General features: G+C 49.6%; 24 protein-coding genes. 11 read left to right on the top strand and 13 right to left on the bottom strand.

The genetic code is table 11. The features are described from left to right. The 11 genes from H6F86_RS25430 to H6F86_RS25385 all read left to right on the top strand — a co-directional run. Positions 1-267: hypothetical protein (locus H6F86_RS25430; RefSeq protein WP_206756100.1), on the top strand; the 267-nt coding region annotated here is incomplete at its 5' end. Positions 268-526: 259 nt separating this feature from the next. Further along, positions 527-3,154 (top strand): CHAT domain-containing protein, encoded by a 2,628-nt coding sequence (locus H6F86_RS25425; RefSeq protein ID WP_190452582.1) that lies wholly within the window; start codon positions 527-529, stop codon positions 3,152-3,154. A 5-nt stretch (positions 3,155-3,159) separates the two neighbouring features. Further along, complete coding sequence (locus tag H6F86_RS25420; protein WP_190452580.1) at positions 3,160-3,945, top strand: DUF928 domain-containing protein; 786 nt, start codon at positions 3,160-3,162, stop codon at positions 3,943-3,945. 17 nt (positions 3,946-3,962) lie between these two features. Then, positions 3,963-6,224 carry a CHASE2 domain-containing protein gene (locus H6F86_RS25415; protein WP_206756099.1) on the top strand — a complete coding sequence of 754 codons (2,262 nt, stop codon included), beginning with the start codon at positions 3,963-3,965 and terminating at the stop codon, positions 6,222-6,224. 6 nt (positions 6,225-6,230) lie between these two features. Further along, the gene (locus tag H6F86_RS25410; RefSeq protein WP_190452576.1) at positions 6,231-6,860 is read left to right on the top strand and encodes a response regulator transcription factor; all 630 of its coding nucleotides are present in this window, start codon (positions 6,231-6,233) and stop codon (positions 6,858-6,860) included. A gap of 238 nt (positions 6,861-7,098) precedes the next feature. Continuing rightward, the gene (locus tag H6F86_RS31750; RefSeq protein WP_199305504.1) at positions 7,099-7,497 is read left to right on the top strand and encodes an MOSC domain-containing protein; all 399 of its coding nucleotides are present in this window, start codon (positions 7,099-7,101) and stop codon (positions 7,495-7,497) included. Then, positions 7,491-7,748, top strand: a complete 258-nt coding sequence (locus H6F86_RS31745; protein WP_199305503.1) for a 3-alpha domain-containing protein — start codon at positions 7,491-7,493, stop codon at positions 7,746-7,748. Before H6F86_RS31750 ends, H6F86_RS31745 begins: the two co-directional genes overlap by 7 nt. Before the next feature lie 58 nt (positions 7,749-7,806). Then, positions 7,807-8,697, top strand: a complete 891-nt coding sequence (locus H6F86_RS25400) for an alpha/beta hydrolase (protein ID WP_190452575.1) — start codon at positions 7,807-7,809, stop codon at positions 8,695-8,697. Between the two features lie 144 nt (positions 8,698-8,841). Then, a complete protein-coding gene (locus H6F86_RS25395) occupies positions 8,842-9,837 on the top strand; it encodes an alpha/beta hydrolase (RefSeq protein ID WP_190452573.1) in 996 nt (331 codons plus the stop codon). A gap of 246 nt (positions 9,838-10,083) precedes the next feature. Then, on the top strand, positions 10,084-10,731 hold the full coding sequence (locus tag H6F86_RS25390) for a cysteine hydrolase (protein WP_190452571.1): 648 nt from the start codon (positions 10,084-10,086) through the stop codon (positions 10,729-10,731). Positions 10,732-10,879: 148 nt separating this feature from the next. Then, positions 10,880-11,023, top strand: a complete 144-nt coding sequence (locus H6F86_RS25385) for a hypothetical protein (RefSeq protein ID WP_190452569.1) — start codon at positions 10,880-10,882, stop codon at positions 11,021-11,023. 147 nt (positions 11,024-11,170) lie between these two features. On the opposite strand, the gene H6F86_RS25380 is transcribed toward H6F86_RS25385, so the two are convergent. From H6F86_RS25380 to H6F86_RS25330, 13 genes are all read right to left on the bottom strand, one after another. Beyond that, positions 11,171-11,668 carry a DUF1622 domain-containing protein gene (locus tag H6F86_RS25380; protein WP_190452567.1) on the bottom strand — a complete coding sequence of 166 codons (498 nt, stop codon included), beginning with the start codon at positions 11,666-11,668 and terminating at the stop codon, positions 11,171-11,173. Between the two features lie 86 nt (positions 11,669-11,754). Next, a complete protein-coding gene (tehA, locus tag H6F86_RS25375; protein ID WP_199305502.1) occupies positions 11,755-12,756 on the bottom strand; it encodes a dicarboxylate transporter/tellurite-resistance protein TehA in 1,002 nt (333 codons plus the stop codon). Positions 12,757-12,990: 234 nt separating this feature from the next. Continuing rightward, positions 12,991-13,380, bottom strand: coding sequence for a DUF6130 family protein (locus H6F86_RS25370; protein ID WP_190452566.1), 390 nt, complete (start codon positions 13,378-13,380; stop codon positions 12,991-12,993). Positions 13,381-13,415: 35 nt separating this feature from the next. Then, positions 13,416-13,682, bottom strand: coding sequence for a DUF302 domain-containing protein (locus tag H6F86_RS25365; RefSeq protein ID WP_199305501.1), 267 nt, complete (start codon positions 13,680-13,682; stop codon positions 13,416-13,418). Beyond that, positions 13,683-13,805, bottom strand: a complete 123-nt coding sequence (locus H6F86_RS32985) for a hypothetical protein (protein WP_277881712.1) — start codon at positions 13,803-13,805, stop codon at positions 13,683-13,685. A gap of 49 nt (positions 13,806-13,854) precedes the next feature. Then, positions 13,855-14,604 carry an SDR family oxidoreductase gene (locus tag H6F86_RS25360; RefSeq protein ID WP_190452563.1) on the bottom strand — a complete coding sequence of 250 codons (750 nt, stop codon included), beginning with the start codon at positions 14,602-14,604 and terminating at the stop codon, positions 13,855-13,857. Between the two features lie 67 nt (positions 14,605-14,671). Then, positions 14,672-15,781, bottom strand: a complete 1,110-nt coding sequence (locus H6F86_RS25355; protein WP_347241089.1) for an FAD-dependent oxidoreductase — start codon at positions 15,779-15,781, stop codon at positions 14,672-14,674. 29 nt (positions 15,782-15,810) lie between these two features. After that, positions 15,811-16,059, bottom strand: coding sequence for an FAD-dependent oxidoreductase (locus H6F86_RS32515; protein ID WP_242033689.1), 249 nt, complete (start codon positions 16,057-16,059; stop codon positions 15,811-15,813). A gap of 161 nt (positions 16,060-16,220) precedes the next feature. After that, on the bottom strand, positions 16,221-17,042 hold the full coding sequence (locus H6F86_RS25350) for an alpha/beta hydrolase (protein ID WP_190452561.1): 822 nt from the start codon (positions 17,040-17,042) through the stop codon (positions 16,221-16,223). A 185-nt stretch (positions 17,043-17,227) separates the two neighbouring features. Further along, positions 17,228-18,145: an SDR family NAD(P)-dependent oxidoreductase gene (locus H6F86_RS25345; RefSeq protein WP_199305500.1), complete on the bottom strand. Its 918-nt coding sequence runs from the start codon at positions 18,143-18,145 to the stop codon at positions 17,228-17,230. A gap of 155 nt (positions 18,146-18,300) precedes the next feature. After that, positions 18,301-18,804, bottom strand: a complete 504-nt coding sequence (locus H6F86_RS25340; RefSeq protein ID WP_190452559.1) for a hypothetical protein — start codon at positions 18,802-18,804, stop codon at positions 18,301-18,303. Between the two features lie 135 nt (positions 18,805-18,939). Beyond that, complete coding sequence (locus H6F86_RS33245) at positions 18,940-19,386, bottom strand: response regulator transcription factor (protein WP_347241086.1); 447 nt, start codon at positions 19,384-19,386, stop codon at positions 18,940-18,942. A 469-nt stretch (positions 19,387-19,855) separates the two neighbouring features. Continuing rightward, on the bottom strand, positions 19,856-20,074 hold a 219-nt coding region (locus tag H6F86_RS25330), incomplete at its 5' end, for a hypothetical protein (protein ID WP_206756098.1).

Genomic DNA, 20,074 nt, shown 5'->3' with positions numbered 1-20,074 from the left:
GGTCAGGAGCCAGGAGTTGGAATGGATTCACAACTCAGAACTCAAAATATTCCCTTCGGAAACGCTTCGCGTTTCTGGAATGCCGAAGGCTATACAGCACTCAAAGCTTTCCTCGACACCCGATACCCAATACCCGACACCTCAATTACTGAAGCAACTGGCTGGCAAATCACTCCTACTGGCGAAGTCCTTCTGGTTAGCACTACGCTTGTCCCAACGGTGGAGAATCAGTTAAAGCAGCCGATCGCGTGCTCTGGCACACACTAAACTGCTTAAGATACGCTAACTTACCTATCTATTCTGGTCTTTTACTGCAAAACTTGCGATAACAAGACGAAACGGGCTAGAGACACTCGTTTTCATCAACCCTATCTCCTGACAGCAGGTTTGGAAGGAGCCACACAAGCAGATGAATGAGGAGCATCGATATAGGCGATTACAGCAGAAAAAGTCTGAATGGCAGCGTTTCATCTTAAACAGAAGATGGTTTCGCGTTCTTTCATGGACTCTGCTAGGGCTGTTCCTCATGATTAGCCTTCATGTTGGTCTCGCCGTTGCCACAGGTAAGCCGCATGCTGGGGTTGAGGCAGAACAGAGGGGGAAATCGTCAGACGCGGCTCAGTCTCTTCCACCATCTGCGCTATCGACCGCAGCCCAGCTTGTGCAGCAGGCAGAAGACCACTATCAAGCAGGGCAACTTACAGAAGCGATTGCCCTTTGGGAGCAGGCAGCAGACCGTTACGAGCAGGATGGCGATCACCTGAATCAAGCGTTAGTGCTCAGCTTTCTCGCCACGGCTTTGGATGATCTGGGACAGGGGACACAAGCAAAGAGTGCGATCGAGCAAGCCATCTCACTGGTGAACGCTCAGAACCCGGTTGCTAACCGAGAGGCTGCTGCCGTACTGGCTCAAGTGTTAACCACTCAAGGAGAACGACAGCTCGTTCATGGTCAAGCGTCAGAGGCGTTTGCAACCTGGCACACGGCTGAAGTGGCTTATCGTCAAGCAGATGATACCGTTGGTAGTCTTGGTAGCCAGATTAATCAAGCCAGAGCATTACAGTCTGAGGGGCTTTACAAACGAGCCACAGCCCTGCTGACACAAGTGGAACACTCCTTGCAAAACCAGCCGGATGAGCAGTTAAAGGTAACGGGTTTACGCAATCTGGGCAAGATTTTGAGATTAGTGGGCAACTTGGCTCAATCGCGCACTGTCCTAGAGCAGAGCTTAGCGATCGCTGAGAAACTCCGAGACGACACACCGCGATCGGCAGCAAAGGTGAGTGGCATTCTCTTGAGTCTGGGAAACACGATTCGCGCTCAAGGAGAGCTAAATACAGCATTGGCGTTTTACCAACGGGCAGCAACGACGGCTCCATCGCTCACCGCAAAAACTCAAATTCAGTTGATGCAGTTGAGTTTGCTTGTGGAAGCCGATCAACGGGCGGATGCCCAACGCTTGTTACTACAAATTCAATCTCAGCTTACTAATTTGCCTCCCAGCCGTCTGTCAGCCTATGGGCAAATTAATTTGGCTCAGAATTTAATCAGGCTGAAGGGCAAGATGGCAGGTGGAGTAAAGGAGCCGGGGGAAGTCCCGCTTCCACCTAAGTTCTTCAGCGTTGCGGCTCAGGGACTTGCTATGGCGGTGCAGCAAGGTCGCAGCGTAGGCGATCGGCGTACTGAGTCCTATGCCCTTGGTACGTTAGGGAATTTGTATGAGACAAACCAGCAATGGGATGATGCCAAAACATTGACTGGACAGGCACTCAGCTTAGCTCAGTCCATCAACGCGCCTAATATTGCGTATCAGTGGCAGTGGCAACTAGGGCGAGTTTTCTGTAGAGGTACGCAGCTCTGTGCTACTGGAGCTTTAGAAAATGCCACAGCTGCTTATACCGAAGCGGTCAAAACATTGCAATCGCTTCGCGGTGATCTGGCGGCGATCAATCCAGACGTGCAGTTTTCATTTCGCGAAAGCGTTGAACCTGTTTACCGCCAGTTTGTGGAATTGTTGTTGCAGTCTGACAGCGACGCACCCAGCCAGGAAAATTTGAAACAAGCGCGGCAGGTGATCGAAGCGCTCCAGTTGGCAGAACTCGACAACTTCTTCCGAGAAGCCTGTACCAATGTGCGTCCGGTCAACATTGACCAGATTGATCCGCAAGCTGCTGTCATCTATCCGATCATTCTGCCTAGCCAGTTGGCGGTGATTGTGGCGTTGCCCAAGCAGCCCTTACGTTATCACAAGACACAGTTGCTGCAAGCAGACGTCGATCGCCTCCTCACCCAAATGCGTCAGGCGCTGCGCCCAACTGCCTTTGTGGAAGATCAGTTACCCGTTGCTCAACAGCTTTACACTCTGCTCCTTAAGCCTGTGGAAACTGAACTGGCAACCAGTGGCGTGAAAACGCTCATCTTTGTGCCCGATGGGTTGCTCCGGAGTGTGCCAATGGCAGCACTCCACGACGGTCAGCAGTACTTGATTGAAAAATACAGTGTGGTGCTGACTCCTGGCTTACAATTGCTGCAACCCCGAGCGCTCGAGCGCGCTCGGCTGCAAGGGCTGTTAGCAGGTTTAAGTCAGGCGCGCGAAGGCTTTGCGGCTTTACCAAATGTGGCGGTTGAAATTCAGCAAATTGAAGCAGAACTACCCTCCCAGGTATTGCTGAATCAAGCTTTCACGCAGCGATCGCTGCAAACCCAGCTTGATTCTACGTCTTCGTCCATTGTGCATCTGGCAACGCACGGTCAGTTTAGTTCCAAGGCTGATGACACGTTTATTCTGACGTGGGATGGACGCACCAACGTCAAACGATTGGATCAACTGCTCCGTTCCAGAGAAGGCAAGCTCAACCCGATCGAATTGCTGGTACTCAGTGCTTGTCAAACGGCAACCGGGGATAAACGAGCGGCGCTGGGCATGGCGGGGGTAGCGGTCCGGTCCGGAGCACGCAGCACCCTCGCCTCATTATGGTCAGTCAGCGATCGCTCCACTGCCTTACTGATGATTGAGTTTTACCGTAAGTTAGGCAAGCCCGGCGTGACGAAAGCCGAAGCGCTGCGTCGTGCTCAGATCGCTTTACTGCATCAAGATGATTACGCGTCTCCTTATTACTGGGCACCGTTTGTTCTTTTAGGAAATTGGTTGTAAAAAATATGATGAAATGGACTCAATACAGTATTGCTCTCGTTTTAGAACTGACGATCGTCAATACTATTGTCGCAATCGCACCAAGCGCAGCTATAGAGCGTCATGGCAGTGAACAATCTTTGTTCTCTAACGTTAAAAAGACACAACTCGCGCAGAGCAATCCGCCGCCGCCGCCATCAAATCCGGGTAGCTCATCGGCAGGGGGACGACGTGATCCAGCTAATTGCCCTCAAGATACGGGAGCGGCACCCAACCCGCTATTGACTGCCCTTAGTCCCACAGCTAAAGCAGGCTTGACGTTGGCAGAACGTCCTACCTTTCTCGTTTACGTGCCCAAGACCAGTGCGAAAAACGCCGAGTTTAGCCTCCAAAATCGGATGAGGCAGGGCATTTATCACACGAAGATTGCTTTGACCACGACTCCCAATCTGATCAGTATCACTCTGCCAGCCCAAGCAATGCCTTTAGAAGTGGGTAAACCTTATACCTGGTCGTTTGCCATTATTTGCAACGCGGACGATCGCCTGGAAGATCGCTTTGTCAGAGGTATGGTGCAACGCATCGAACTCGATGCCACTCGGTTACGCCAAATTCAGCAGGCATCGCCTAGAGAACAGGCGACACTCTACCAGAAAGCAGACATTTGGTACGATGCAATCGCTGTCCTATATCAGTTGAAACGCAGTCAACGTAATGATCCAGGCATCACTACCGCTTGGCGTGAACTGTTACAGGCAGCGGGAGTCGATACCATCATTGATAGCAATCCAGAGAACGCGAACACACGTTGAGCGATCGTACTTACCCTATGTGGATAACCTTGAAACAGCAGCTTTGGCGCTGGCGTGGCGTTTTAGTCACAATTCCCAGCATTGCCGGAGGTTTGCTGCTTTTGCGCTTTGCAGGCACGCTACAACTCATGGAATTAGTGGCACTTGACGAAATGTTTCGCCTCCGTCCCGTGGAAGCGGTTGATCCTCGGATTGTCCTTGTCACGATTGATGAGTCAGATATTCAACAACTGGGACAATGGCCCATGTCTGATGCTGCCTTAGCTCGCACCATCACCTTGCTGAAACAACAGCAACCCAAAGCCATTGGGCTGGATATCTTTCGTGATCTGCCCGTTGAACCGGGTCATCAGGCTTTGGTCAACGTCTTCACTACCACGCCCAACTTAATCGGCATTGAAAAGGTCATTCAAACGGCGAATGGTCAGGTAATTCCTGCACCACCCCTCCTCAAGCAGCGTGATCAGGTGAGTGCAAGCGATCTGTTGCTCGATACCGACGGTCGGGTGCGTCGTAGCCTGCTGTATTTAAGAACGCAAGATAATCGATCGATCTTTACGTTGGGCGCACGTTTAGCGTTTTTGTACCTTGATCGGCAGGGTATCAGCCGTCAGCCCCTTAACCCTGAGCAGACGCATTTTCGGTTGGGGCGAGCCGTCTTTACGCCGTTGCAGTCAAGTTATGGTGGTTATGTGGGTATGGATGCGAGAGGGTATCAAATTCTGTCCAACTTTCCCAAAGTCCAAAAAGGCTTTCGCACAATTTCGCTGACGGATGTCTTGCAGGATCGCTTGCCACGCGATTTAGTGCGCGATCGCATCGTCTTCATCGGTTTAACCGCAGAAAGCGTGAATGACAAATTCTTCACCGCCTATACAACTACCTCCATTGCTGCACCCGCTGGGGTGGAAGTCCACGCTTTGCTAGCCAGTCAATTGTTGAGCGCTGCTTTAGATGGAAGACCGCTATTGCATGCTTGGTCAGAGCCGATAGCATGGTTGTGGATCATTGCCTGGTCAACCATTGGAGCCGTTATCGGTTGGACAGCCTCTTCACCACAACAAACCATCTCGAAAGTGGTGCTGTTGGGAATTGCCCTAACCGGTAGCGCCTATGGGTGCTTTTTGCTGGGTTGGTGGGTTATCATCATCCCGCCGCTGCTGGCGCTTGTGGGATCTGCCATTACCAGCAATGGGTATCTGTTGTGGGGAAATCTCAAGGAGTATGCTCGTACTTTGGAACAAAAAGTGGAAGAGCGAACCTTAAACCTGGAACAAGAAATTGTTGAACGAACACAGGCGGAAGCGACTTTAAGCCAGCAGAAACAGCTTTTACAAACGATCGTGGATCATATTCCAGTAATGATTACGCTTTACGATGCAATGGGGCGCATTGAGTTTGTCAATTGTCAGTTTGAGCAAATTTTGGGCTGGTCAACCGCTGATATGCAGAACATTGATCTGATCGCTGAATGTAGTTCTGATTCAGCACAGCGGCAGCAGCTTTTAGACCACCTGCTAGCCGCCACTGGCACCTGGCTAGAGCTAAAAATTAGAACTAAAGACGATCGCTTTGTAAACACCGCCTGGGCAAATGTTCAGCTCGACAATCATCTCTTTGTGGGCATTGGACAAGATATTAGCGATCGCAAACGCGCTGAAGAAGCCACCCTGCTAGATGAACGCAACCGCATGGCACGAGAGATTCACGATGTTTTAGCACAAGCGTTTACGGGCATCCTGCTGCATGTGGGAGCCGCGCTGGAAATCATGGTGAAAAAGCCAGCGAAAGCAGAAGCACATCTGGAAACTGTGGATGAATTAGCGCGGTCTGGACTGGCAGAAGCACGGCGATCGGTGGTTGCCTTGCGTCCAAAGCTTCTAGAGGAAGGCGATTTGCCAAGTGTTCTCAAACACCTGACGGCTCAAATGCAAGTTTCCAACCAGACTCAGCTCACGTGTGAAATCATTGGGGTTACCTATCCTTTAGCCCCCCACGTTGAAAATCATCTCTTACGGATTGGGCAAGAAGCTCTCACCAACGCTGTTAAATACGCCCACGCTACTACCATTCACATTGAGTTAGTGTATGAGGAAACGCAGTGCTTTCTACGAGTGAAAGACGATGGGCAGGGCTTTGATGTTTCTCAAGTTTCTCTAGAGCGGGGCTTTGGTTTAATCGGCATGAGCGAGCGCGCGGAGCGAATAAACGGTGAATTAATCATCCAGAGTCAGCCGGGACAGGGCACAGAAGTCGTTGTGATTGTGAGTCGGGAGTAAGTTGTCATGAGTCAACCAGCAGTCATACGGGTTCTGATTGTGGATGATCATCTGATCGTTCAAGAAGGAATCGCTGCCCTCATTAATGAAGAAGAAGATATGACTGTGATTGGTCAGGCAAAGAATGGTGTTGAAGCGATCAAGTTGTTTCGCCAGGAGCAACCGGATGTTACCTTGATGGATTTGCGGATGCCTGAAATGGGAGGGGTGGAAGCCATTACGGCGCTTTGCACTGAATTTAACACGGCGCGTGTGATTGTCTTAACCACCTATGATGGTGATGAGGACATCTATCGTGGCTTACGCGCTGGAGCTAAAGGTTATTTGCTCAAAGACTCTAAACCCAGCGAACTACGTGAAGCGATTCGCACCGTGTACGGCGGTCAGCAATATATTCCCTCACATGTTGGCGCTAAGTTAGTGGAGCGCATGAACAATCCAGCGTTGACTGATCGTGAGTTGGAAGTCCTTCAGTTAGTTGCTCAAGGTATGAGTAATTTGGAGATCGGTGTTGCTTTGACGATCACGGAAAGCACCGTCAAATCCAACATCAACCGTATCTTAAGCAAGTTGGGCGCGAAAGACCGCACACAGGCAACCATTATTGCGATGAAACGTGGGCTTACCAGTCCCTAAGCTTCCTATAACCAATTTAAGGTTGATCGAGATTATGAACTTAAGTTGGATCAAAGCCTATACTTCGGATCAATCAATTCGTAATCGATTGATTACTTAAACGATAGACCTGGAATGGACGACAAATTTGGGTCGGTCTTCTAAATTAAGGTCATACAAACGGTTACAGCGTTGCAGCAAAGATGGGCAACCGTAAAGGATTGTTGCCTCTTTAGAACCAAATATTGTGGAGTTGAACATGGAACTCATCTCTGTCAACGTTGGACTTCCGCGTGAAGTGAACTGGAAAGGAAAAACAGTGAGGACTGGCATTTTCAAAGAGCTAGTGAGCGATCGTGTGATGGTGCGATCGCTCAATTTGAATGGTGATGGACAGGCTGATCTTACTGTTCATGGTGGTTTAGAGAAAGCTGTTTATGTTTATCCTTTTGAGCATTACGCTTACTGGCGCAATGAGTTACCTGATACAGAGTTAACGCTCGGCAGCTTTGGTGAGAATTTCACGGTGACTGGATTCCGGGAAGAAGCACTGAACATTGGCGAGCGCTTCCAGGTCGGTACGGTTCAACTAATGGTGACACAGCCGCGAATGCCCTGCTACAAGCTAGGCATCGGTTTGGGCGACCAGATATGGTGAAACGCTTTCTTGCCAGTCATCGCACTGGTTTTTACTTCTCCATTTTGCAAGAAGGCGAGGTCGGAGCCGGAGACACTTTAGAGTTGGTCAGCCAGGATGATAACAACATCACGGTTGCTGATATTACACAACTGTATACTCGTGAGAAGACCGATCCAGAGCTGCTTCACCGGGCTGCTCAATTAGAACCGTTACCCGGAAGTTGGCGCGACTATTTCCAGGAGCAGAGTCGCCGTCAGGGTGAGAGATAGATTAGCTCACCGTAAAACATCATCATTTTACCTTTATCAAACGACAAGGAGTAATTTCATGACTACTTATCGCACAGTTTCGATCGATGGTTTAAACATCTTTTACCGTGAAGCTGGCTCTCGTAGCAATCCCACGATTCTGCTGCTACATGGTTTTCCAACCTCCTCTCACATGTTTCGCAACTTGATTCTCGCCCTTGCTGATAAATTCCATCTCGTCGCACCTGATTATCCAGGATATGGCAACAGTTCAATGCCCACGGTGCATGAGTTTGACTACACGTTTGATCTCCTGGCTGAAATTATGGAAAAGTTTATTACTGCGATCGATCTCAAGAAGTACAGCCTTTATGTGATGGATTATGGTGCCCCGATTGGCTATCGTATTGCCGCTAAATATCCGGAGCGAGTGCAAGCGTTGATTGTGCAAAATGGAAATGCCTACGAGGAAGGGCTGCGCGAATTTTGGGAACCGATCAAAGCTTACTGGCAAGACAAGTCGCCTGAGAATGCGAGTAAGCTCACTCACCTTGTCACTCTCGAAGCAACCAAGTGGCAATATACCAATGGTGTTCGCAACCTTGAAACGATTAGCCCAGACACCTGGACGATGGATCAATTGTTTCTCGATCGCCCCGGCAACGGTGAGATTCAACTGGCGCTGTTACATAGCTATGGCACCAATCCACCGCTCTACCCACAATGGCAGGAGTATTTCCGCAACTACCAACCACCGACCCTAATTGTGTGGGGCAAGAACGACTACATCTTTCCCGCTGAGGGTGCCTATCCTTATCAGCGCGACCTGAAAGACGTTGAGTTCCATTTACTCGATACCGGGCATTTTGCGTTGGAAGAAGAGGGGGACGCGATCTCAGATTATATTCGTCACTTTATGTCCGCTCACATTGCAAAGGAAAACATCATGCTAGCGACTAGCAGGAAATGATTTCGGCTAGAAAGCCTAGAAAGCAAGGTCGCTAAAAGGTGAAGCCAGTTCACAATCATCGCTCATCAATTCACACTGCCAAGTTAGTTAACTTAATAGTGCCATTTCAACAGATTATTTACTACCCATCAAAAGGAGAAAGTCATGGTTGCCCAAGTAAATCCACCAGCAGTAAAAGTCTTGGAGGTTGCAGATGATCCGCACCTTTCTAAAGAAGTAAAGGCATTTTTGAAATTGCTGAATGCAGGGGGCGTGCCTTTGGAGACCTTACCGCCACTTGACGCGCGTCAAGTGCTAGTGGATGCACAAGCTTCTGTTAACGTCGATCTCTCAGGCATTGAGGAGTCGGAGAAGACGATTACTGCTGATGGCTACCCAATAACACTCAATATCGTGCGACCGCAAGGTGTCAAAGGCACACTGCCTGTTTTCATCTTTATTCATGGTGGCGGTTGGGTGCTAGGTGATTATCCAACCCACAAGCGTATGGTTCGCGATCTGGTTGTGCTTTCAGGGTTCGCGGGTGTTTTTGTCAACTACACTCGCACACCAGATGCTCAGTACCCACAAGCAATTAACGAGATCTATGCTGCGACGAAATGGGTTGCTGAGCATGGAGAGGAGATTGAGGTGGACGGCAAAAATCTGGCAGTAGTCGGCAGCAGTGTGGGTGGTAACATGACGGCTGTCACTGCGTTGATGGCAAAAGCAAAAGGCGGTCCGCACATTAAGTTACAAATTATGATGTGGCCGATCGTAGACGCTAGCTTTGAAACAGATTCTTATCATCAATTTGGTGAGAAGCGGTTTCTGACGACGCCGTTGATGCAGTGGATGTATGACATGTACATCGCTGACCCAGAAAAACGCCAAGACATCTATGCCTCTCCCTTACAGGCTACGGTTGAGCAACTGCAAGGCTTGCCTCCGGCGTTGATTCAAGTTGCCGAAAGCGATATCTTGCGTGATGGTGGCGAAGCCTATGGACGCAAGCTCGATGAGGCTGGAGTGAAAGTGACAACCGTGCGTTACAACGGTATGATTCATGACTTTGGGCTGTTAAATGGTTTAGCCGAGGTTCCGGCAGTACGTTCGCTGTTTGTCCACGCAGCCGCTGAATTGAAGAAACATCTGCAATAGAAACCGATTGTTGTTTGGATTGCAAGTTGCAGTAAAGCCTCGCTTTTGCTGGAATGTGGCGATCGTGCTTTGCAGACAGGGATTCGCGATCACAGGCTTGAGGCTACTCTGACTTATTCAATCTTTATTGGGTAAGTCAGATGCGATCGACTTCATAGTTTGCGTTTGAACAGGCGAAAGAGATTGAGACCGTTCAGTGCAACGCGCCTAACGAGAAGAACCATGTGAACATGAACAAGGAGAAACATGCATATCAACAAGAATGACACCGCGATCGTCGTGATCGATCCACAGAATGATGTCTTAAGTGAAACGGGAGTCTCCTGGGATTTAGTCGGCGAAAGCGTCAAAGACAACAAGACCGTCGAGAACATCGAACGAGTCTTCAAAGCTGCTAAGCAGGCTGGCTTTGAGGTGTTTATCTCCCCCCATTATTACTATCCCACTGACTACAACTGGAGAATTACCGGCACCTTGGAGCAGATGATGCTGGGGGTCAAAGAGTTCGATCGCCGTGGACCTTTAACACTTGATGGTTTCTTAGGATCGGGTGCTGACTGGCTTGATTGCTACAAACCCTTTATTGAAGATGGCAAGACGATCGTGGTCAGTCCCCACAAAGCCTATGGACCACAGAGCAACGACCTCGTTTTGCAACTACGGAAGCGTAATATCAGCAAAGTCATTCTGCTGGGAATGCTAGCCAACATCTGTGTTGAAGCTCACCTGCGCGACTTAATCGAACAAGGATTTGAGGTGCTTGTTGTCAAAGATGCAACAGCTGCTCCTCGGCATCCAGAGTTGGGCGATGGCTACAAAGCGGCATTGATCAACTTTGGGTATATCGCCAATGCCGTTTTGTCTACAGATGAAATTGTAGCAGCCATGCAGTGATAGTAGGGTTGTGTTGTAAAACAGAAAACGCTTATGGGCTAGGAGAAGCCGACAAATACCCCTTCTCTTAGCCCATAAGCGTTTTTAAGTCTGTGGTTCTAATCTCGGTGGGTCAATTCCACGCCGCTTGTGATCAATCAGAAAAGCGATGGAGAGAGGAACGCAAACAGTAGCCACTGCCAACCCAGCGTTTCAACGAGTACCAACATTTAGCGGCTGTAAAGAAACAATGGCACATTTTCTAGCTGCCAGCGGTCAGTTAGCCAGCTTTTCTCTGACTGCCGATAGCTGATACAAAAGTGTGCAGTGATTCTTCAACAAGCTTTTAGTGCGGTGAGTGTCGGAGCGTTTGCCAGCAACTGTTTTCCCTTGAGCGGTAAGCGTTGGCTAGAAGAACCGTTTGCACCTTGAAGCGGCTTTGAACTGGAATGATTTTGGCTCATCGTTCTCTCATTACTGGTTGCTCTGGTGAGTGGCGTTGCTCTCCCTGCTGGATTTCACGTTCTAGAAAGTAGTTAAGCAGTGTTCGCAATAAAACGATCGCGCCCAAATTTAAGATATCTTGGCGCGTTGGTGCTACTGCCGTGCGGAGGATGTCACTAGCAACCGTAAATTCTAGACCTAATGCCAGCACCCGCCCTAGTTGGAGACGAATCACTTCGGTGGCATCAAGCGGTTGCTTACGCAAGAATAGCTGGCGTACATAGCTTATGCTCCCTCGGACGATCGCACCACCAATGACCACTGCCGCTGCAATTTCCGCCCCTGCTGCAAGATAGCCGACAATAATTTTCAGCCATGCTTCTAGCGGACTGGCCGTCTCCGATACTCCACCCGCCTGCCCTGTGTTCAGGCTCAGCAGCAACACTAAGCCCAAAATCAGGGCAAGCGGCAACAGTAAATTGGCTAGAGAATCTCGCGATGGTTCATGTTTCATGCTTTTCTACTGCAATCGCCGCTCTAAAGGAGTAATAACTTGTAACGCACTTGCGATTTATAAATCTTCTCGACGATCGATTGCGTTCAGTCCGCTTTTGCAGGCATCGCTGGCGGCGAGAGTTTGTCTCGCAGCAACAGTCGTACTGTCCCCAAGAAAATACTGCCGATCACAATATTGGCACCAATGAAGAGCAGCACTGCTAATCCTTCTATCACTCCAGTAGTACCCCTTTCAACAAAGCGCAAGGGTGCTAGCGCCAAGGCAGCAATACCGAGCGTGAATGCCCAATAAGAGGCGGTAAAGGGTTGTTGAAACAACCACGGCATCAGCCGCAGTAGAATTAATGCCTGCAACAAGCCGTAGCCGAAGAGCATTTGGGCGAAGGTATCGGGCGGACCGCTGGTAATGCTCAAGTAGGCGACACAACCGACAGCAGGGGGTGCCAGTTGAAGACCGAGCGTTGGACGTAGGGGTTTGGGCAACGCTTCCAACAGGTAGAGTCGCTGCATGATGATGGATTCCAGTGCTAGCCATGAGAACATCCCCATCCCAAAAAACAACACGCTCCATTCTCGATAACCGAGAGCACTGGCAACGATCGTGGTGACAAAACTCCCTGCAACTCCTGTCAGATAAAGTACAGGCGTGGTCGCTGCTGGCTTGCGTCCGCCCATCCAAAACTGACCGGAGCGATACACACCAAAACCCAACTGACTGATCGCGCCGACCACGAATAGCGCCACAGCAATCGTATGGGAGTAGGGCATGATCGCTAGCGCCACCAGCAACGTAGACACCGGCACTAACCCAATAAAACAACACAAAATGGGATGCTCGAACTCAGCCAAAGCATCCTCTTTCGCCCACAGCCATTTGCTGATATAGAGCAGCAACAACACAAACCAGATGACAACGGCAAGCAGCATAATGCTTTCGCTAACCCAGACAGGCAGAGGCCAAATTTTACCAGCGACTCGCCAACAGCTTCCTAACCCCACTAAACCGAGAACCATACTAAAAAAAGAAGCAGGCATACGGAGACGATCGGCTCTCAAGCCAGCAAGCTTTAAACGTGTTTTTTTCAAATCAAGTATTCAAACGAATGGATCAAAGCGTTGCTGAAGAAGCGCTTGGTGGATTGACGGTGCAACAACATCAATCATCATGACGATGTGCAAAATGTTGACCTTCGAGATTCTGATCGACCAGATTGCCTTTGTAAAGGAACCCAGATCCACTAGGTAATGAAGACGTTCATGGCGTGAATCTTGTTTGTGTTAGGTGCGAAGGTTGACTAGGAGGAAGAAAAGGGTGCCCACTCATGATTTAGGATCGGGCAGCGTGAAATGTACCGTTTCGCTAGTGATGACTTTGTGCGTAGGATCGGCCAGTTCGATCAGCACCTTGTGTTGACCCGGTTCCAGTCCGACCAAGATGATGGTTTCGCCGCTAGCATCGACGAAGTGCCACGGTGCGTCATCAACAGTGACATGAATATGGCCAAGGCGCGGCGATACATCAAGGGCACCTTTGCTGAACACTGGCACCACGCGCAAATTCTCCGTCCGGTACTGGATAAAAACACGACCCTGAACTAACGGTTCGGGAAGTGGTGGATCGACAATTAGCCTGGGCGGTGCTTCATTGACGATCGCAAGCAATGGTGATGGACCGCGAATGTCCTTAGCACTAAGGGTGTAGTCCATCATAGTTAAGTATCTAAATGAATGGCTTAAAACGCTGCTTAAAGAAGTGCTTGATGGATGAGCGGTGCCATGACATCAATGTGCTTCACCAACTCATCGGAGAGCAAGTACCGTTGCTGTAAGTAATGGACATCATTGTAACCCAACCATACTTTGCCATCTGCCGCTTCCCATGCCACCACTTTTAACGGTAAATCTAGGGCAATCGTCGGTTCCGCGACCATGAGCGGCGTTCCGGCTTGCGGGTTGCCGAACAATAACAACTGCGTTGGACGCAAGCTCAGCCCCACTTTTTCGGCTTCCACTTATTGATCGATGCGGGCAAAAATAGTGATGCCTTTTGATTGAAGGATGGTGACTAAGCGATCAATGCTTTCAGTGACTGAATAGGGACTGGGTTGACTGGCAATGCCGTTGGTTGTATTCATAGCAATAATGGATGTTTTGATGGCTTTAGTGATGAGTTTTTAGAATGCTTCAAATCTGTGCCATCCCGCCATCAACAAACAGCTCAATGCCGTTGACGAAGCTGCTATCGTCGGACGCGAGAAAGACAACAGCTTTGGCAATTTCATCAGGCGTGCCGACTCGTCCCAGCGGGATGGTGACAGCTTGGCTGTCCACAAATGACTGCAATTGCTCGTCGCTCAGCCCCAGGTGATCATAACCAGGAGTTAGCACCACCCCAGGACTAATGGCGTTCACCCGGATCTGGCGCTCTTTGAGGTCGAGTATCCAGTTGCGGGCAAACGATCGCCCAGCAGCTTTGGTGGCGCTATACACGCTGAAGGCAGGGGTGCCCATAATGGAAGTAGTTGAGGCATTCAGGATGATGGAAGCGCCCTCTGGTAACAGCGGCAGTGCCTTCTGCACGGTGAACAGTAGACCCTTGACATTGGTGTTGAATGTTTTGTCAAAATGTTCTTCGGTAATCGATCCGAGTGGGACAAGTTCGCCACCACCAGCATTAGCGAAGATGATATCCAGACGACCTTGCTCTTGCTTGATCGTGGCGTAAAGACGATCGAGGTCTGCCAGATTTGAGACATCACTCTGAACACCTGTGACATTTTTACCAATGCCCTTCACTGCGGCATCTAGCTCAGGCTGACGACGACCCGTGATGAAGACGTAGGCACCTTCAGCGACAAAGTGTTTGGATGTGGCAAGACCAATACCGCTAGTGCCACCAGTGACAAGCGCAACTTTTCCATCTAGTTTATTCATGATAAGTCCTATTGTTGTTGAGTTTGAATGTGAGTGTTGGACAGACCGGGTGCGTGCATTGGTTGCCTTACAGCTTTGAGAACAGCAGATTTAACCCTTCCGTCATCGTGAGCTGCGTCAACACACCGTCACGCAAAACGGTATAGGGCATCTGCGCTTGCATCACCATTTGTACCGTTGAAAGCATTTCATCTGCTGCATGACATAGCAGTGAACAACCGAGAATGCGATCGGTCTTGGCATCCACGATCGCCTTTAGTAAGCCATCGATTCTACCAAGCGTTCTAGCGCGAGGAATAGCGGACGCATCCAGCTTCGCTACACGGATGTTATACCATTGTTGCCGTGCGGCAGTTTCAGTTAAACCTACCTGCGCTAGTTCTGGGTCAATGAACAAGCAAGATGGAATGGGACGAGCGCTCGTGCGACGGTTGCCACCGTCAATGAGATTCGCTTTAATAATCCGATAATCGTCCAGTGCGATATGGGTATATTGCGGTCCCTCATTGATCTCACCCAACGCCCAGATATTCGGAACGTTGGTTTCCAGGCGATCGTTGACTTGAATAAAGCCGTTGGCATCCACTGCAATACCCGCAGCAGGTAAATTTAAGACATCAGTGGTCAGTGCGCGACCCACAGCGACGAGTAAATGCGAACCCTGGAGTTTGACTTCGCGATCGCCTACCTGAACTTGCAGAATGGTTTCATTGCTAGCACGATCGACCCACTTTACTTTTGACTTCAAGAGAAATTCAATACTGCCTTGTTCTAAGAGGGTTTGTACTGCGATCGCGACATCGGGATCTTGCGCTGACAGAATTTGCTCACGCTGCCTAATCACAGTCACGCGAGAGCCAAAGTGCCGAAACATCTGGGCAAACTCCAACCCAATGTAACCACTGCTCAGCACGATTAGATGCTCCGGCAACTGTCCTAGTTCCATAATCGACTCACTGGTCAGAAACCCAGTTTCTTTGAGTTCCGGTACCGATGGAATTAAAGGTCTTGTGCCCGTATTGATAAACAACCGTTCGGCAGTGAGTTGTCGAGTGTTGCCTTTAGCCGTTGCCACTTCGATGGTTTTAGGAGCCACAAACCGCGCTGTGCCAATGATGAGATCATGATCGAGAGCTGTTTCTAAAAGGTGCAAGTTCGCTGCACGTGCCGTTTCCACCACCGATCGTTTACGTTGGATAACTGCTGCTAAATCAACAGTAGGTGCGGTAGTTTGAACGCCATAAACGGCACTATGCGGACGGTGTGGGCAACCTCTGCACTAGCTACCATCGTTTTAGTGGAAATGCAGGCGATATTGATGCAGCCACCACCAATCATGGTTAAGCTGCGTTCCACCAAAGCGGTTTTTCGTCCAGCCGCAACTAACGCGGGTGCCAGTGTTTTACCAGCTTTGCCACCGCCGATAATAATGTCATCGTAGTATTCAGTATCCACTGGCTTCTCCTTTGCGTTTGACAACCGAACAATATATGTCTCTAAGGTTCAATGGCTTTGCCTGGAAAGCCGATTTCAATGGTTGATTGATCCATCTTTTAGTGTTTAGAGATTCGATCGCTGTAGTCGCCAGAAACATTGAAATGCGCTCTGCTCCGATTCTATTTCGTGGTAGCGGCGTGTTCAATGAGCTTAGCAACCGCATCCGCATGGGAAATCATTACCACATGAGACGCGCCTTTCACAGCGATTGTCTCCTTTGAGTTAGCGCGCTTCGCCATGAATGCGTGTACCGCTGCTGGAATATTCAAGTCGCGCTCCCCATAGATGAACCAAGACGGGGTAGATTTCCATGCAGGCGCACCAGAGGCTTCATCAAACGCGGCTGCCACAATTGGACGCTGTGTGCTAGCCATCAGTTGTGCATCATTAGTGGGCACATCCGCCGCAAACTGAGCGTGGAACTTGGACTGCTGGATGTAGAGATCCTTGCCGCCATCGGGCAGGGCAACTGGTGGCGCGAGTGTCGGACCAAGCGTGCTGCCCGGATAACGTCCTGAAAGTGCGGCGGCAGTTTCGCCCGTCTCAGGAGCAAAACCAGCCACGTAGACCAGTGCCTTCACGTTCTGGTTGCCATTGACTGCATTGGTGATCACCGAGCCGCCATAGGAGTGCCCAACCAGCACGATTGGACCCTTGATGTCTTTAAGGGCGCTAGCAACATAGTCCGCATCGCTTTTAACGCCGCGCAGGGGATTTGCTACAGCAACGGTTGGATACCCTTTTGTGATCAGCTTGGTCAAGACACCGTTCCAACTCGCAGACTCGGCGAACGCGCCGTGGACGAGAACGACGGTGGGCTTGTTGCCTTGGGCACTGGCAGGATTCATGATGGCTCCTAATGAAGTAACGAGGATGACCCCGAGGGAAAGTGAGGAAATTAAAAGCAGGCGAATAACATTCTTGATGGTGAACCTATTCATGTCCTAAACTCCTTTGTGTTTGTTGGTTTTGTTGGGTTGCGAAAAATGGTTCTTCTAACCGATTCGATCAGGCGCAATGACCTTTCCTAAGCGCTGCATAGTGTCAAGAAAAAAAGCCATAGCCACATCTTTGGTGAACCCTGTCATTTTGTGACTCTTACTGCATGACAAATGACGCATAAAAATCACTGACCCAATAGGCGTAACGATTCATCCCAGAGGCGATCGACGTTATCTGGGGCAAGAGCGTAGGGAGCAACGCCGCTGTAGTCTTCAGTACGCTGGGGCACAATCGCGGCTTCGTTGCAGTCCTCAAAGTAGCGACCACCAAGACCTTTTAACAGTGGGAAAGTCGCCAACAGCACTGAAGTGGCAGCACCCTGCTCCGGTGTCTTCTGCTGCTCTGGTGGCGTCTGGATACCACCGACATGACGTTGAAGGTTGGTTGCGATGGCACCAGGCATCAAGGCATTGGCAGTGATGCCATCCCTAAACCAGCGTTTGGTGGCACCAACAGCAAAGAGAATATTTGCTGTTTTGGACTGTCCGTATGCTAGCCACGGGTCGTAAGGACGGAATGCAAAGTGGATATCGTCGAATACAATCGGTGATATCAGATGACTGCTAGAGCTGACGGATATGATCCGTGCCGCCCCATCAGCAGCAAGCGTGTCGTGGAGTCCCAGTGCCAGCGCGAAGTGTCCAAGATGATTGGTGGCAAACTGCATCTCCCAGCCTTCGGGTGTATGCTGTTCGGGCAATGCCATGATGCCCGCATTGTTGACGAGAATGTGTAATGGTTTATCCCATGCGGCAATAAAGGTGGCGATCGAGGCTGGGTCTGCCAAATCAAGTGGGGCGACGTGAATGTTTCCATTACCCGTGGTGGTAGTGATATCAGCAGCCGTTTGTTTTCCGGCATCAACGTTACGCACCGCTAAGGTCACATCCGCCCCGGTGAGAGCGAGTGCCCGTGCCGTTTCGATGCCGATACCCGATGCTCCTCCAGTAACGATCGCCCGTTTGCCAGAAAGATCAATGCCCTTGACGACTTCAGCAGCGGTGGAATGCCGTCCGAATGGTGTCTTAATCTGTGTCATCATGTGTTCTTTGATGGCTATCAAGTGTTATATGTGCAGCTTTTTCTCATCAACAGATGAACTTTTACCACTCGCGACGTTGGCAAACGCACCTTCAGCCATCAAGGCGCGTTGTCATGAGTTTACTCCTGCCAAAGTGCTCAAGGGAGCAATAATGGTTAATTCAGTTCTGATGCTTGCAAGGGCATACTTCCATTGATCTCGTGTAAATGGAGTAGATGAGAAAGATGTTGCAAATCCTGGTTTAATCGTTGATGGAGTTCAACGAGTTCTTGATACGACAACGTTGTTTCAACGCTGTGCACAGTGGTATTGAGATAGCGAGAAAGACTGTTAATGGTTTGATTCGCTGGATCATAAGTAGCAGTGACATAATCCTTGCTACTGAACTGGAAGCCAAACGCGGCAAAGAAGATTTTCAGCGAACGTTTGTCTACTCTTACCTCACAGCTGAGAATGCGGCTGACGGTACGCTCATTCAGTAGCGATCGTTCACTCAAGGTTTCATAACTGTAACGATTACCCCATTGATCATGAAGAACACCCGCTTGCGTCAATTTCTGCCATCCCTGTTGCGATAGCAATACACCTCGGTTACGATTACGCGGGCGAGCGGCGTCAAGCGGCGATTGATCCTGCTCAGAAGATGAAAGTTGGTACATAATTTTACGCTCCGTCTTTTAGAAGTGTTCTAGCTGCTTACCAGTGGTGTATTCACTAGATGTTTTGCCAGAAGTCAAACCTGTAACTCATGGGCATGACAACCCCTGTATTTTGGTTGAACTAATTAAATGGAACTAGTGAACTAGCCCGGAACGAAGTGCCCGAATCGCTGCCTGGGTGCGATCGTTCACATAGAGTTTCTTCAAAATATTGCGAACATGGGTTTTCACAGTTCCCATCGTGATGTGGAGCTTTCCAGCGATTGTGGGATTGTTATGACCTTCCACAATCAGTTTCAACACCTCTAACTCGCGAGCCGTTAATGGTTCGACTGCAATGACTTCTTTGTATTCTGGCTCGATTGCCCGAATCATAATGGTTTCTGATCGATCGTATGTTGTCATCCCAGTGCGGTTGATGCTATCGGTTTGCAAAGGCTGAGATTGCTTTAGCAACTCTACAACCTCTTGAGCAACAGCCGTAAACGCCCGCTTTAGAGAAGAACCAACAAAGGAATCAATTTGAGTTGAAGCGCTTAAGCGATCGCTATCATCTTTGATCAGTAAGGGAGTGGATACCATAAAACGATCCTCTGTCACACAATAATTGGGATGGAGAGCGAACTTAATGACTTGCATTGACACTCGCTGCCGTCAACCGCTTAACATTTCAGCGATCGCCCTACAGTCCTCTTTGCACCATTGGTGTAAAACAAACTCAAAACCTGTAACTCAGTTACTCTCTGTGTTTGTATGAGTTCACTATAGGGAATTGACTCTCTCTTGTAGTCAACTCTGAGTTGTCACTTTTGTGTAGTCGAGTGATGGGTGCATGAGCCCATCTCACGACGCAAGACTTTCCTGAACTAAAGTTGGTAGCCCAAGGTCAACTAAAGTACAATCCACAACTGGTTACCCCATGCTGAACGGCAACAATCATGGCTTGAGTGAGTGACAAATCAGCGCAGGCGATCACTCACACCCAATTCACTCAAAAGCCGATTGATGTGCAACTTAGTGGGCTTTCACCCATACGCAAGGCAGGCTGATACTACCTTCCCTGGCAGGTAACTGCTTGATTCAATCGATTCTGTACTGTATGGTCAGGGGTGCTGGCAACCAGAAGGACTTCGCCAGTAGGAGTGACTTGCCAGCCAGTTGCTTCAGTAATTGGGGAGTCGAGTTTGGGGTTTGGGGTGTTGAGGAAAGTTGTGAGTGCTGAGTTTTGAGTTCTAAGTTCTGAGTTCATGCTGGCTCCTGACTCCTGACT

Origin of the sequence: Phormidium sp. FACHB-592 (genome assembly GCF_014695795.1) — a bacterium.
Taxonomy (GTDB): Bacteria; Cyanobacteriota; Cyanobacteriia; order Leptolyngbyales; family Leptolyngbyaceae; genus Stenomitos.
Note: the sequence above shows the minus strand (reverse complement) of the source record. Positions and strands in the feature narration are given on the sequence as shown.

Excerpts from the sequence above, each read along its gene's own strand:
- H6F86_RS25360 (WP_190452563.1), bottom strand. The coding sequence starts at position 14,604 with ATGAATAAACTAGATGGAAAAGTTGCGCTTGTCACTGGTGGCACTAGC.
- H6F86_RS25420 (WP_190452580.1), top strand. The coding sequence starts at position 3,160 with ATGATGAAATGGACTCAATACAGTATTGCTCTCGTTTTAGAACTGACG.
- H6F86_RS25345 (WP_199305500.1), bottom strand. The coding sequence starts at position 18,145 with ATGATGACACAGATTAAGACACCATTCGGACGGCATTCCACCGCTGCT.
- H6F86_RS32985 (WP_277881712.1), bottom strand. The coding sequence starts at position 13,805 with ATGAATACAACCAACGGCATTGCCAGTCAACCCAGTCCCTATTCAGTC.
- H6F86_RS25385 (WP_190452569.1), top strand. The coding sequence starts at position 10,880 with ATGGAGAGAGGAACGCAAACAGTAGCCACTGCCAACCCAGCGTTTCAA.
- H6F86_RS25390 (WP_190452571.1), top strand. The coding sequence starts at position 10,084 with ATGCATATCAACAAGAATGACACCGCGATCGTCGTGATCGATCCACAG.
- H6F86_RS31750 (WP_199305504.1), top strand. The coding sequence starts at position 7,099 with ATGGAACTCATCTCTGTCAACGTTGGACTTCCGCGTGAAGTGAACTGG.
- H6F86_RS25400 (WP_190452575.1), top strand. The coding sequence starts at position 7,807 with ATGACTACTTATCGCACAGTTTCGATCGATGGTTTAAACATCTTTTAC.
- H6F86_RS31745 (WP_199305503.1), top strand. The coding sequence starts at position 7,491 with ATGGTGAAACGCTTTCTTGCCAGTCATCGCACTGGTTTTTACTTCTCC.
- H6F86_RS25410 (WP_190452576.1), top strand. The coding sequence starts at position 6,231 with ATGAGTCAACCAGCAGTCATACGGGTTCTGATTGTGGATGATCATCTG.
- H6F86_RS25370 (WP_190452566.1), bottom strand. The coding sequence starts at position 13,380 with ATGATGGACTACACCCTTAGTGCTAAGGACATTCGCGGTCCATCACCA.
- H6F86_RS25350 (WP_190452561.1), bottom strand. The coding sequence starts at position 17,042 with ATGAATAGGTTCACCATCAAGAATGTTATTCGCCTGCTTTTAATTTCC.
- H6F86_RS25380 (WP_190452567.1), bottom strand. The coding sequence starts at position 11,668 with ATGAAACATGAACCATCGCGAGATTCTCTAGCCAATTTACTGTTGCCG.
- H6F86_RS25395 (WP_190452573.1), top strand. The coding sequence starts at position 8,842 with ATGGTTGCCCAAGTAAATCCACCAGCAGTAAAAGTCTTGGAGGTTGCA.
- H6F86_RS25425 (WP_190452582.1), top strand. The coding sequence starts at position 527 with ATGATTAGCCTTCATGTTGGTCTCGCCGTTGCCACAGGTAAGCCGCAT.
- H6F86_RS25340 (WP_190452559.1), bottom strand. The coding sequence starts at position 18,804 with ATGTACCAACTTTCATCTTCTGAGCAGGATCAATCGCCGCTTGACGCC.
- H6F86_RS33245 (WP_347241086.1), bottom strand. The coding sequence starts at position 19,386 with ATGGTATCCACTCCCTTACTGATCAAAGATGATAGCGATCGCTTAAGC.
- H6F86_RS25415 (WP_206756099.1), top strand. The coding sequence starts at position 3,963 with ATGTGGATAACCTTGAAACAGCAGCTTTGGCGCTGGCGTGGCGTTTTA.